Origin of the sequence: Clostridium sp. CM028 (genome assembly GCF_030585565.1) — a bacterium.
Taxonomy (GTDB): Bacteria; Bacillota; Clostridia; order Clostridiales; family Clostridiaceae; genus Clostridium_AD; species Clostridium_AD estertheticum_B.
The window spans coordinates 1099835-1112510 of the sequence record NZ_CP077766.1 but is presented as its reverse complement, the minus strand read 5'-3'; the positions used below and the strand labels follow the sequence as shown (position 1 = coordinate 1112510).

Genomic DNA, 12676 nt, shown 5'->3' with positions numbered 1-12676 from the left:
GTATACATTTCATAATTTAAATAGAAACTATAGTTTGATGTTAAAACGAATTGCTCTCCGTAAAGGTGTACCTTTTTAAACAGTATATAGAGCGTTCAATATATTTAGCTTTTGCATTTTTGAACGTTCATATTAAACAATTGATATTTTCAAACATATCCTGTATTATTTTAATAAATATTGTCTTAGAAAGAGGTTATTTATATGTAAAATATTGCATACATATGAGTTTCATCAATTGAACAGCATACAGATAGACAAGAAATAGCACTGTGTGAATTTAAAATTAATAGATATTTTATTGAAAAAGTTAGTGGCAAAGATACTGAAAGAGCAGGGTATAAAAAAATGATGGAGTACGTTAGGGATGGTGATACTCTTTATATAGAAAGTATAAGTAGACTCGAAAGAAGCACCAAGGATTTACTTAATATTGTTGAACAACTAAAAATTAAAGGTGTAGAACTTGTTAGTCTTAAAGAGAATATTGATACAAAAACAATCATTCATTTTTTGCTTCTTACGTATACATTATATTGTCTTAATAAAATTAATAAAAGTAGAAAACATTATACTAAATTAATCTTTATGTTGGGTATTATAATAAATTATATGACATATAAGCATTCTCAATATCTTGGATACGATGGTTATTTTTTAGATATAACTTCAGGGGGATCTCTTTATAGCTTATGGCCTGTATTTTAAATTTATTTATCTACCGCACTAGATTACTTTACTTGTAAAAAATACGGTAATCCTCAGCAAGATTAAAAACGCAATACTTTCAAAATCTGTCTTAACTTTACAAGTCATCTTCTTCAATAATAATCATAACAGAATATTGAGTTGAAAACATAAGACTGCCCCCATTTGAACTATATTGAATGTCATTAATTTTCACTTTATTATTTTTGAGAAAATCATTTACTTCTGTTACTAAACAAAATTTATTGGTATTATTAAATATCCTTATTTGTTTCAAATTCGCCATCACCTTTCTATTTTATCAAACTTTAATTTGCCAGTTGGTAAGAACACATCTTCTTTTTGCGTTACTTTTATGACACGCATGATTCCTCTTACCACTCCAGCTACATAACCTACAAAAATCCCTAAGCCAACTCCAATTAGAAGAATCATTTTAGGAGATAATTCAAAAAAAGAAGGAGTTTTTTCGCCAACCCAATATCCACTGATCACCCCTAATAAAACTATTGAACCAATTATTAATGAACGCTTAAAAACAGATTTAAGCATGATATCACTTATATTATTACCCATACTTATAATCACCTCCACTAAATTTAAAAGTCGTGCATCCATTGCATTAACAAATACATCAATTATTTCTTTGAAAGAGAGCTTCCTTTTCTCTAAAATATATAAAAACTCATCTTCATAACGTTCTCTCCACTTTTTAGGATATAGATGAATAACCCATTTCATATCATACCTAACCTCTTAAAACCTAAGTTTGTAACATTCTCCATTTCTCTCAATTTTCCTTGTAAATATTCTCTGCCTTCAGGAGTAATTTGATAAGGTTTTCTCCTGTCTTTTGAGGGAACACTCTCAATGAACTTTAGTTTTTCAATACGACTAATAGCACCATATAATGTACCTGGTCCAATTTTAATATTGTATGAAATTTCGATATCTTCCATGATCGCATAACCATGTTTGTTACTCTCTGCTAAACTAATTAAAATAAATAATGTAGGTTCTGAAAATCGTTCAATTGAGCTCATTATTCTTTGTTCATCTCCTATAACTTATTATGTTGCATGGTATATCACGTAACGTAATAGTAAACCACAAAAACCTATTTGTCAATATTAATATGTAGTAACCGTGTGATTACATTAATTTCTGCTCTGTTTAGTAATTAGATGGATATATAAATTACATTCAAATATATATCGAAATTATATTGACATTATATAGAGAATTGTCTAAAATGTATTTAGATGACATTCTAAGTGATGCTTAGATACAAATATGAAGAATGAGGGGATAAAATGAAGATAATTTTTGATAAAAGGCAAGGTGTATTACTTGATTTGTTTGATAGTATATCCTGGGTATTGAATGATTGCCACAGGGAGATGCATTCAAAGTTTGAAGCAGAGGTCAACAAAGATGTAGAAAGAGCCGTAAAAGCACTATCTAAGATAGTTAATAAAAATATTGAGCTTTTAGAGGTATATTTTAAAGAAGAGTCACCATTAAATTATCCAATAGATAAGAACTCAGATATATGGGGCTGCTCTGATAAGGAGGAACTTATAAATTTTATAAGAAAGTTGAATGGTCAGCAAATTAAATATGAAGCGATTAAATCTATGGGAGAATTCAAGGAGGATGCTGCTTCTAAGGAAAAGATTAATGAGATACTGCAAAGTGATATCAAAATATTAGACTTAATAGAATCTTTAAAAGTGGATGATAACATGAAGTGGAAGCTACTAAAACTTATTAATAATAGTGACAAATGGGTAAGAGAATTTATGCAGTTTATTGAGGGATATATCTCTCAATATGAACAGACCATGGAGAAATATGAAAAATCAATACAAGTATTTAATAATTATGTTGAAGAAAATATAAATAACGACGGAATTAAATTTTTAGAGAAAATACTTGGAAACTTCAAGGATGTATTTTTAAAATTTGATGATTATGAGGAAATATACGTTAATACTATTTTTTTTAATTCAATAAGTTGTGCTTTTCATGAATCAGATAAAAAATTATATATGTTCTTGGGGAGGGATTTTGAAGCAACAACAAAACGATTAATTGGAGAAAATGAATTTGAAAAAAATATCAACATATTTAAAAATTTGTGTGATAAAACAAGGTTTAATATACTAAATTATCTTATGGATGGAGAAGTCTATAGTCAGGAAATAGCTAATAAATATGGGATTTCCATGGCCACAGTGTCATATCATATGAATTATTTGGCAAGTGTAAAATTAGTTAAATCTGAAAAAAGAGCGCAAAAGACCTATTATGTTGTTAATAAGGATACTTTAAGAGAGTCTATTGAGTTTTTGAAGAAAACATTTAAATTATAAATAGTTGGGGGGGGAATAAAATGAAGAGGTATTTTTTCAAATTTAAGGGTCTACTTTCTGTAAATATTTTTATGATTGCACTTACAGCAGTAGCAAATGTGTATCTTGCTTTTATATTAAAATCAATTGTTGATATAGGAACAAAGGGTACGGTGAGTGAATTAAAGACAGCTTTGGTATTTTCTCTATGTTATGTGGTAGCAACATTTGCTATAGGTTATACAAGAAAGTTTTTGGAAGCTTTGTATATTAAGAAAACGTTGGTATCATTAAAAAATGATGTATTTGGTAAAATACTTGGGCAAAATTTAAAAAGCTTTAATGAAGAAAATAGTGCGAAATATATTTCTTTGATTACAAATGATATTAATATTGTTGAGCAGGATTATTTTATAAACATTCTTCAGATTATTTATAACGCTATATCCTTTGGAATTGCTACTTTTGCTATAATAAAAATGAATGTTTATATTACAATTGGTGTTTTTGTTGTTGGGGCAGTTACTATTATAATTCCTATGGCGTTTGGAAAAAAATTAGGAAAAAGCAAAAATATATATTCTGATAACCTAGGTATATTTACAACAAAGGTTAAGGATATGTTTTCAGGATTTGAAGTGATAAAAAGTTTTAATATTGAGGACAAAATTCAAGATGAATATAAAATATCAAATTATAGGGTTGAAAATTCAAAATATAAGTATTTACTGCTTAGTGCTTTTGTTGATGGTTTATCTGAAATAGGTGGATTTTTAATGTTTTTTACAGCAATGGGACTGGGAACTTATTTTGTTATTAAGGGTGAGTTAACAGTGGGTGCAATGATTGCTACAGTTCAATTGATGAATAATATAGTTGGGCCGCTTGTTGCAGTGTCAACAAGATTAAACAAGGTTAAAGCAGTTAAATTAATCGGTGAGAAGCTAGTGAAATTTGTAGGTGAAAATCAAAATCGCGATAGTGGGATTGATAAGTTAAGTTTTGAAAGGGGAATAACCTTTGAAAATGTAAATTTCTGCTACAGTGAAGAACGGAAGGCGCTAGATCGTGTATCTTTGAATATTAAAAAAGGTAGTAAATATGCAATTGTTGGGGGAAGTGGAAGCGGTAAATCTACTATAATCAAATTGTTTTTAAGGTATTATGAGAATTTTGAGGGAGCTATAAAAATTGATGGAGTTGATAATAGAGAGATTAAAGTTAGTGATTTGTATAAGTTGATTACGGTAATACATCAAAATGTATTTATGTTTGATAATAGTATAGGAGAAAATATTGCGTTATTTAAGGAATATGGTGAGGGGGATATTAAAAGGGCGGTAAAGCTTTCAGGACTTGAAGAATTAGTAGGTAGACTTTCTGGTGGACTCGATAGTAATGTTGGTGAAAATGGTTGTAATCTATCAGGTGGAGAAAAGCAGAGGGTGGCTATTGCTAGGGCATTGATTAAAAACACTCCAATCCTTGTACTTGACGAAGCAACATCATCACTTGATAATGAGACAGCTTATAATATAGAAAAATCAATTTTAGGTATTAATGAATTGACGTGTATGGTAGTTACACACAAACTTGTTGATGAAGTACTCAGAATGTATGATGGGATAATAGTAGTCAACAATGGAAGGATAGAGGAGATAGGTAGTTTTGATGAATTAACACAGAAAAAAGGATACTTTTTTAGTCTTTATAATGTTACAAAGGAAGATGACAAGTGAAAGTATGTGGAGAAAGCGAATGCCAGTAGGACGAAAGTTCAGGAAAAAAGGTTATTGTCCAACAGCCACAAACGGCAGCAATGCCTTTTTTCTTTTTCATAAGAGTGATGATAAATAGGTATAGTACATAAGATAAATCTTTGTACTATAGCTATTTACCTGCACTTCTCATATATATAGGTAATAAATTACTCCCATTAAAACTGGTAGCATACCAATCCAGTTGGTTTTATTCCACCACTTTTTTTAATTCGTAATATGTCTTCCTGTTGCGATGTATAACTAATATTTGTATTCTAATATATTATAAGTCAAATCGTTCTTTTATCATCTTTGCAACCATTTCTGCTGGAAGAGTGGAATTATCGATTTTTATATAATTTTCAAATGGAATTTCGCCATCATTGCTGACACAACGATAGTTGTTGTCATCATTAATGAGTCTTTGGGTTGACATTTCAACATCTCTTTTTGTTGCTTTGTGCTTCAAACGATTTTCAGTAGCATTCCTTTGTAGTCTGATAGATTGAGGTGCAACAAGTTCCACATAATATATATCTGCACTATGTTTTTTAAAAATGTCACAGACATGTTCTACATAATTCCAATCGGATTGCTGGTCAAATGCCCACATATATGTGAAAATTAATCCGTAACAGTCAGAATTCGCAAATTCCTCAAAAATAACATCCCTCATTCGTGTTATTGCTTTTCTGTAAAAATATCCAAATGTCCTATTACAGGTTCAATAATTATATGATTATGGAATAACCGAAAATCCGTAATTTTGGCCAGTTCCTGTCCAACTGTCATTTTACCGACAGCAGTATCGCCAATTAAAAATACTAATTTCAAAACAACACCTCTTTTCTCAAATATAAACATTACTTCGCAATATTTTACGGTTGCAACATAAATATATGGTTAATTATCCTATTTTAACTTCGAATAAAAATAAAAAGATTTTATTTCAGAAAGAGGAGAAAGATTGAATCCCCATAGTAGAGATAACGCCGCATCGTTCAATAGCTCGTTTCAGAAATTGAGCAATTTTCGTAGCTATCATCATTTAAGTATATACTTAAGGTGATAGCTTTTATCGCATAATTAACAAAATTGAGGTAAGTATTATCCAGTAATATGGGCAAACTAAAACTGGATGATAAACATGCCATAGGGAAATTACATATGTGGATACAAGAAGCTTTTCAATTTGATAATGAAGCGCTTAATTAAAAGATATTAAACCATGGAGGAGATAAAATGAGTTTTAAGATTATTGCAGACTATCATACTCATACTAATATTGCAAAGGGACATATTCCCTTATTTAATATTATTTTGGGAGAACATGCAAAAGGAAGTATTGAATCAAATGTTAAAGCTGGAATAAAAAGAGGATTAAAAGAAATTGCTATAACAGACCATGGTTATAAACATATTACCTTCGGGATGAAACTAAATCAATATGAAAAATTACGCAAATCAATTGACGATATTAATAAGAGTTCATTATTGAAGGAGAATGACTTTAAGATTCTTCTTGGCGTAGAATGTAATATTGTTACTAAAAAAGGTGATATAGATATTAAAGATGAAGTAATTGATTACCTGGATATAATTTGTGTGGGTTATCATCCTGGAGCAGTGCAAAATCCATTTTTATTGAGGAATTATACAGAAGCTGCGATTAATGCCATTAAAAAATATGAAATTGCAATATTAAATCATCCTTTAGAGCATGTTAATCCAGATATTATCGAAATTGGAAAGGTTGCTGTTGAAAGGAATACTGCTTTGGAAATTAACAGAAGTCATAAGAATATGGATATTGAAACAATAAAAAAGTTAAAGAATATGGGTGTTAAATTTTCATTGGGAAGTGATGCACACAAATCGGAGGATGTAGGGTATTTTGGTAAAGCTTATAATATTGCAGTTGAGGCAGGTCTTACAGATGATGATATTGTTAATGCTGATGGAAGTGCACATAGATCAATGAAATTATTAAGATATTAAGTGTGGCTAGATTAAACTTTATTTCCATTTCGACAATTACTCTTAGAGTCTGTAAGAGCTACCTTTTTTTTCGTTGCAATATATTATATTTATTTTATGTATAAAGAATTGTAGAAACATTTAAGGCATTAGAGAAAGTGTGTTCAAAGAATGTTTAATATCAATGGTTAATATCAATGTTTAATGCATATACTACATTTATTAAAACAAAGCTAAAAAATAAGAAATAAGGTGATTTAAATGATATACATATATAATTGTTATGGAGGAACCCACTCATCTATTTTAGCAATCGCTTATCACTTAAAAATGCTAGATGAAACCCGAGAACCGACTAAGGATGAAATATTGGAATTACCTAACTTTAATAAGTTAGTATATGGAAATCGTGGAGAACTTTTTTATTATGGAAGTGATGAGGATGGTAACAAAGTCTATGTTGTAGGTAGGGGACGTTCAAAGGTTTTAATTCCTGGATTATATAATTTAGCATCTATGCTTCATAAACAAAATCTATTAAATGAAAAAATTATATTTTCCAATACGTCACCAACTGTTCCATTACCAATGACCTTTGGTGGATTATTTTCTAGATGGCTAAAAATTGATTTTATAGGAGTGCCCTTGCTTGTAAAGGGAGCAAAACAATCATACCAGGACGTTATAAAACTTGTAAATCACACAAAGGAGGCAGCAAAGGCAGCAAAGGAAGATAAGTCAGGGGTTATTATTTTAGATAATAAGGAATTTAAGAAAAAATGATTTTTAACTATTATACGGGTTACATCAACTAAAAGCTGATGTAACTTTTTATTTCAAAACGGGAAAGTAATTGATACTGAGTTTAATGCTTTTTGTAATATACTCGTTTATTCTATCATCTGAAAGATTTTATCATTCAATTAACAACTGCGTATCAAATCTGTATTCAAGCATAACTATTCTCCTTTTTCGTTTTACCAATTCTGATTTATATTTTGGTTAATTATAATATATTTTTTAAATATCACACTATTTAATAAACAAAGAACATCTTTTATCAGTTGCTACGTAATACGGATCTTTCACGACATAATGTTTTTATGTAGGTTTATATATTAATTGCCTTTTCCTTGTATATTATAAATATATTCATGCTATAATTACTACTATATACAAATGGTTGGAAGAAGAATATGTTGATAATAATTCATTAAATAATACACATTCTGGAACCCCGCAAGGGCGGTTTGTCTAAAATATAGGATTAAGGATGTGTTAATATGAAAATCGAACATGTAGCTATATGGACTAAAGATATTGAAAAATTAAAGAAATTTTATGTGGATTATTTTGATGGCATTGCTGGTGATAAATATACTAATATAAAAAAACATTTCGAATCATATTTTATTAAATTTGAATCAGGTGCTTGACTTGAAATTATGCAGATGACGACAATTCCTTCCAATTTAAATGATGCTATTAGTCAATATATTGGCTTAATTCATATTGCTTTTTCTGTAGGGAGTGTCGAAAAGGTTAATAGACTTACTGATACATTAAGAAAATCAGGTTACATGGTAGTAAGTGAGCCACGTTATACTGGAGATGGTTACTATGAGAGTTGCATTTTAGACCATGATGGAAATCGAATAGAGATAACAGAATAAGGCTGATATTTAACATTATTATGTTATTGTCCAACAACCACGAACGGTAATAATAGTATAATTAAATAAATGATTTGCGTCGCAACAGTATAAAAAGACGACGTAAAAATACTGCAAAATTCATTTGAATTTTACAGTATTTTTAAATATTATTCGGTTTTATTAGTTGTGACGTTTTATAAGAAAATTATTCGGTTTCTATATCCTTTTATAATGGCCACTTATTTTATAATACGGAATTAGAACGATTGGCTGATTTGAAGGTGTAAACAAATCTATTCCCCCTTGGTTTTCATCTGGTCTAAAATATTTCATCCCAAACTTTTCTACCACCCATCCTTTAACTCCAATAGGGATTGAACCATAATTGCCATTTTTCTCAACTGATTCAAATGATGGCATTGCATTACCTGTCGCGCCAATCAGTGTGCAGTAACATCTTTCTGTAATTTCAATTCTGTATAAATTCTTTGTTTCTAAAGGACTCATAGAAATCTTCTCCTTTCTTTATTTAAAAGTTACACGGTCTAATGTTACAACTTCAACCTAATCCCATATAAATTATAACATATTATCCATATTTATACACAATTACATTCATATAATAGAGATGGATATAAAAGAATATATATTATTTACCACGGATGGGAAAAACCAAAGGAGAGAAGTGGATTATAAATTCAGATGTAATGCTAGATATTGTAAATGATTTTATTGGGAAAATTATCTCAAGTGAAAATTTTATGCTTGCAGTAAATTTTTTGAACTTTTTGTCCCAGTGTACGTTTAATAATTGTGAGGTGAAAAAAATGAATGCAATAAATATATCGAATCTTAAAAAATCTTATGATGGAAAGACTAATGCAATAAACAATATAAGTCTGCGCATACCCAAGGGTGAAATATTTGGATTTCTTGGTCCTAACGGCTCGGGAAAAACTACTACTGTTAGAATTCTCAATGGAATTCTTTCATCAACCTCAGGTCATGCTGAAATTTTAGGAAAGCCTGTGAATGAACATAATCTTGAACTCCATAGATTATGTGGAGTTATGACCGAAAGTTCTTCCTGCTATGAAAATCTTACGGCTGAGGAAAATCTAAAATTCTTTGGAAGAATGCATGGTATGGAAGAAAAGCTGCTGAGGCAGCGCATAGATTTCATTTTAAAAAGGCTGGAATTACTAGATATAAGAAATAAGAAGGTTAAAGCTTTAAGTACAGGGATGAGGAAGAGAGTTTCTCTAGCTATAGCTATTATTCACAATCCTCAAATTTTATTTCTTGATGAGCCTACTTCTGGCTTGGACCCAGAAAATGCACTTAATGTCTCAAAACTTATAAAAGAACTTGCAGAAGAAAATGAAGTTACAATCTTTCTTTGCACTCATCAGTTAAAATACGCTGAAAATATTTGCACATTGTATGGCTTTATAAATGATGGTAATATTCTTGGATTCGGTACTTTTGATGAACTCGCGTCAAAGAAAAATGCAAGTCTTCAATTAAAAATCAGGGGAAAAAATATTTCAGAGAAATTTGGACTTATTCATGAAGATCATAATCTATATAGTAAATCTATTTCAGGGGACGCCGAAGTGAATGCTATTATACATAATATAATAGCAAACGGCGGAGAAATTTATGAGGTGCTGCAACAGAAATGGTCCCTGGAGCAGCTGTATTTTATGTATATAAAAGGCACAGCCGACGGTGTAACATTGTAATAATGGGGGGGGATTAATATGAATAGAAATGAAAAAGTATTAATTAAAAAAGATTTAAATGAGATAACAAGTTCAAAGCGGGTAATTGTGCCAATGGCTATTGTACCAATTGTTCTCACCGTACTTATACCTTTGGCGTTAATTATCGGTGTCAATTATATCGGGAATGCTTCAGATGTCTTAAGAGGGTTCGGCTCTCTTCTTAAAAAGCTACCTTCTGAATATAAGGCATATAGTCCTGCACAACTTGTAATAAAAATTGCTATAAATTATATGTTTCCATCATACTTTCTTATAATTCCCATAATGTGTTCAGGGATTATTGGAGCCAGCAGTTTAGTAGGCGAAAAAGAACATAAGACAATGGAGACACTACTTTATACACCAATATCCATGGAACAACTGCTAAGGGCAAAGATTTTAGGCGTTTTTATACCATCCTATATTATAACCCTGCTTTCATTTATAGCTTTTGGCATAATAATCAATATAGGTGGATTCATATATTTTGGAGGACTTATTTTTCCAGATATAAAATGGCTCATTATAATACTTTGGATTTCACCTGCTATTAATTTGTTATCCTTAACCTTCACTGTAATGGTATCAGCAAAGTCAAAAACCTTTCAGGAAGCACAGCAGGTAAGCGGCATTCTTGTTCTTCCTGTAATTATTCTATTGGTAGGTCAAATGACAGGTGTAATTATGCTCAATAACCTTATTATGTTTACAGCGGGTGGTGTTCTCCTGATAATTGATTATATATTAATAAAGAGAATTTCTTCTAAATTTATTCCTGAGAAGCTGATTTAAATATAGGGTATTGTTCTATTTACATTCCCACTATCACTTGCTTTTGTTATCCATTTAATCTAACGACTTAAGTGCATATTGGAAAGATTAGAATTAGATAGGATAAATCGTATTACAAATGACACAGGCTTTCTGTGAAAGCATTGATATAGCTTAATTTAAATAATGAAATTATCATCTAAATAAATTGCAGATATAGAGTGTATTTCAATAATCATAAATGAGATAGCCATTAAAATAATAAAGACGTAGAAATTCACTTTAGATGAAATATATACAGATATTTGAGAAGTAATAAAGAAGGAGAATCCTCTGATGATGTGGGTTCTCCTTTTATTTTATTTGTTACAAATTTATAGTTGACAAAAATAAAGAAAAAATGTTATGCTGTCTATGAAATTAATAGACAGGAGAAAGATATGAATGAGTTTATTCGCAGTGCAACTATTGAAGATTTTAAAAGAAGTTATGTATGGGATGGTAAAAAAGCAGAATTTATTTGTTTAATATGTGGAAAATATATTGGCGAAAATGATGAAAGTGTAAATATTCATACTGCAAATCATGGAACTCCTATTGAAATGCTGCTGATGCTGGACAAGAAATATACAGGATTGACTGAAATTCAAAAAGAGTTTTTAGATATGGTATCTAATAAATATAGTGACAAAGAAATAGCAATGAAGCTTGCATGTGCAGAATCCACAGTAAGAAATATGAGATTTGCATTGAGAGAGAGGGCAAGACAAGCACGGGCATTTTTGGCGGTTATGGAATTAGCTGAGGAAAAGATGCCAAAAATAAAAAATCCGAAGCTTCGTGTGTTCCCTGTTAAAGAAGAGAAGCGGAAAGCATTATTACCAAGGTTTGCTGATTTGTTTGAACCTGATAGAGAATATACGGAAGCTGAAGTAAAGAAAATCATTAAAACTATTTATGAAGATGATGCAATAATACGACGGTACCTGGTAGACCATCGATACTTGAGCAGAACCAATGATGGCAGCAAATATTATAAGAATTGTGAGGAAAATATCATGAGAAATATAAATAAAAAAGAAATTATAAACAACTATAAGCAGCAAGAAATACAGATGGGTATAATTCAAATATATAATACGGTTAATGGATATTCTAATGTGAATATATGTACAAATTTATATAAGCCCTTTGAATCAATTAAGTTTCAATTAAATTTAGGTAGGATTAAAATTAAAAGATTACAAGAGGATTGGGCTGCTTACGGAGAGAATGCCTTTGAGTTCAAAGTTGTAGAAAAACTTAAACCTAATGAGGTATCTACAGATAAAGAAAAGGTTGATGATTTAAAAGATCTTTTAAATATGTGGATTGAAAGTCAAGGAGAGAACCTAAAGTTATATAAATAAATATTAGGGGCAGAAACGGTAAATGTATTTTTAGCAGAAAAAGATATTAAACACTGTAGAGGTCGCCATTTATGCTGGTTCAAAAGTCCAGGACAATGTGTAATTAAATAAATTGAAAATTAAGGACATTCAATATAGTACAACTGGTGGTATGTTTTCAACTCAATATTCTGTTATGATTGTTATTGAAGGAGATGAAATACTCTGTTAAGACAGAGTTTTCTTAAATTGCGTCATAAACGAATGTACGATTTAATATAAAATCGTACATTCATA

The 12676-nt window shown here is 30.1% G+C and carries 14 protein-coding genes and 1 pseudogene; 9 read left to right on the top strand and 6 right to left on the bottom strand.

Going from position 1 to position 12676, the window contains the following annotated elements:
* Positions 1–237: 237 nt before the first annotated feature.
* Positions 238–708 (top strand): recombinase family protein, encoded by a 471-nt coding sequence (locus tag KTC94_RS05290; protein WP_220320081.1) that lies wholly within the window; start codon positions 238–240, stop codon positions 706–708.
* Positions 709–805: 97 nt separating this feature from the next.
* Here the strand turns inward: KTC94_RS05290 and KTC94_RS05285 are convergent, their stop codons facing one another.
* The 3 genes from KTC94_RS05285 to KTC94_RS05275 are packed head-to-tail and all read right to left on the bottom strand — an operon-like array spanning position 806 to position 1751.
* A complete protein-coding gene (locus KTC94_RS05285) occupies positions 806–985 on the bottom strand; it encodes a hypothetical protein (protein ID WP_220320028.1) in 180 nt (59 codons plus the stop codon).
* Between the two features lie 8 nt (positions 986–993).
* On the bottom strand, positions 994–1449 hold the full coding sequence (locus KTC94_RS05280) for a hypothetical protein (protein WP_220320029.1): 456 nt from the start codon (positions 1447–1449) through the stop codon (positions 994–996).
* A complete protein-coding gene (locus KTC94_RS05275) occupies positions 1446–1751 on the bottom strand; it encodes a PadR family transcriptional regulator (protein ID WP_165414625.1) in 306 nt (101 codons plus the stop codon). The genes KTC94_RS05280 and KTC94_RS05275 overlap by 4 nt, the downstream gene beginning before the upstream one ends.
* A 270-nt stretch (positions 1752–2021) precedes the next feature.
* On the opposite strand from KTC94_RS05275, the gene KTC94_RS05270 reads away from it, so the two are divergent.
* Together KTC94_RS05270 and KTC94_RS05265 are read left to right on the top strand one after the other, a co-directional pair.
* The gene (locus KTC94_RS05270) at positions 2022–3083 is read left to right on the top strand and encodes a helix-turn-helix transcriptional regulator (protein ID WP_220320030.1); all 1062 of its coding nucleotides are present in this window, start codon (positions 2022–2024) and stop codon (positions 3081–3083) included.
* Positions 3084–3103: 20 nt separating this feature from the next.
* Positions 3104–4801 (top strand): ABC transporter ATP-binding protein, encoded by a 1698-nt coding sequence (locus KTC94_RS05265; protein ID WP_216303627.1) that lies wholly within the window; start codon positions 3104–3106, stop codon positions 4799–4801.
* Positions 4802–5105: 304 nt separating this feature from the next.
* Here the strand turns inward: KTC94_RS05265 and KTC94_RS05260 are convergent, their stop codons facing one another.
* The gene (locus tag KTC94_RS05260; protein WP_253198219.1) at positions 5106–5498 is read right to left on the bottom strand and encodes a shikimate kinase; all 393 of its coding nucleotides are present in this window, start codon (positions 5496–5498) and stop codon (positions 5106–5108) included.
* 5 nt (positions 5499–5503) lie between these two features.
* Positions 5504–5656: a hypothetical protein gene (locus KTC94_RS05255; RefSeq protein ID WP_258876426.1), complete on the bottom strand. Its 153-nt coding sequence runs from the start codon at positions 5654–5656 to the stop codon at positions 5504–5506.
* A 408-nt stretch (positions 5657–6064) separates the two neighbouring features.
* Between KTC94_RS05255 and KTC94_RS05250 the strand changes: the two genes are divergently transcribed.
* From KTC94_RS05250 to KTC94_RS05240, 3 genes and pseudogenes are all read left to right on the top strand, one after another.
* Positions 6065–6820, top strand: a complete 756-nt coding sequence (locus KTC94_RS05250; RefSeq protein WP_220287062.1) for a PHP domain-containing protein — start codon at positions 6065–6067, stop codon at positions 6818–6820.
* Between the two features lie 240 nt (positions 6821–7060).
* Positions 7061–7582 (top strand): DUF3189 family protein, encoded by a 522-nt coding sequence (locus KTC94_RS05245; protein ID WP_220320031.1) that lies wholly within the window; start codon positions 7061–7063, stop codon positions 7580–7582.
* Between the two features lie 500 nt (positions 7583–8082).
* Positions 8083–8472: pseudogene (locus KTC94_RS05240) on the top strand (VOC family protein).
* A gap of 198 nt (positions 8473–8670) precedes the next feature.
* On the opposite strand, the gene KTC94_RS05235 reads toward KTC94_RS05240, so the two are convergent.
* Positions 8671–8961 carry a hypothetical protein gene (locus KTC94_RS05235; protein ID WP_220320032.1) on the bottom strand — a complete coding sequence of 97 codons (291 nt, stop codon included), beginning with the start codon at positions 8959–8961 and terminating at the stop codon, positions 8671–8673.
* A 320-nt stretch (positions 8962–9281) separates the two neighbouring features.
* Here KTC94_RS05235 and KTC94_RS05230 point away from each other — a divergent pair, with 320 nt between their 5' ends.
* The 3 genes from KTC94_RS05230 to KTC94_RS05220 all read left to right on the top strand — a co-directional run bounded on the left by KTC94_RS05230 (position 9282) and on the right by KTC94_RS05220 (position 12400).
* A complete protein-coding gene (locus KTC94_RS05230) occupies positions 9282–10199 on the top strand; it encodes an ABC transporter ATP-binding protein (RefSeq protein ID WP_220287108.1) in 918 nt (305 codons plus the stop codon).
* Between the two features lie 18 nt (positions 10200–10217).
* Positions 10218–11012 carry an ABC transporter permease subunit gene (locus tag KTC94_RS05225; RefSeq protein ID WP_216303635.1) on the top strand — a complete coding sequence of 265 codons (795 nt, stop codon included), beginning with the start codon at positions 10218–10220 and terminating at the stop codon, positions 11010–11012.
* A gap of 419 nt (positions 11013–11431) precedes the next feature.
* Positions 11432–12400 (top strand): DUF2087 domain-containing protein, encoded by a 969-nt coding sequence (locus tag KTC94_RS05220; protein ID WP_220287110.1) that lies wholly within the window; start codon positions 11432–11434, stop codon positions 12398–12400.
* The last annotated feature ends 276 nt before the right edge of the window (positions 12401–12676 follow it).

Coding starts and splice junctions, on each gene's coding strand:
- KTC94_RS05280 (WP_220320029.1), bottom strand. CDS start 1,449: ATGAAATGGGTTATTCATCTATATCCTAAAAAGTGGAGAGAACGTTAT.
- KTC94_RS05275 (WP_165414625.1), bottom strand. CDS start 1,751: ATGAGCTCAATTGAACGATTTTCAGAACCTACATTATTTATTTTAATT.
- KTC94_RS05270 (WP_220320030.1), top strand. CDS start 2,022: ATGAAGATAATTTTTGATAAAAGGCAAGGTGTATTACTTGATTTGTTT.
- KTC94_RS05265 (WP_216303627.1), top strand. CDS start 3,104: ATGAAGAGGTATTTTTTCAAATTTAAGGGTCTACTTTCTGTAAATATT.
- KTC94_RS05260 (WP_253198219.1), bottom strand. CDS start 5,498: ATGAGGGATGTTATTTTTGAGGAATTTGCGAATTCTGACTGTTACGGA.
- KTC94_RS05250 (WP_220287062.1), top strand. CDS start 6,065: ATGAGTTTTAAGATTATTGCAGACTATCATACTCATACTAATATTGCA.
- KTC94_RS05245 (WP_220320031.1), top strand. CDS start 7,061: ATGATATACATATATAATTGTTATGGAGGAACCCACTCATCTATTTTA.
- KTC94_RS05235 (WP_220320032.1), bottom strand. CDS start 8,961: ATGAGTCCTTTAGAAACAAAGAATTTATACAGAATTGAAATTACAGAA.
- KTC94_RS05230 (WP_220287108.1), top strand. CDS start 9,282: ATGAATGCAATAAATATATCGAATCTTAAAAAATCTTATGATGGAAAG.
- KTC94_RS05225 (WP_216303635.1), top strand. CDS start 10,218: ATGAATAGAAATGAAAAAGTATTAATTAAAAAAGATTTAAATGAGATA.
- KTC94_RS05220 (WP_220287110.1), top strand. CDS start 11,432: ATGAATGAGTTTATTCGCAGTGCAACTATTGAAGATTTTAAAAGAAGT.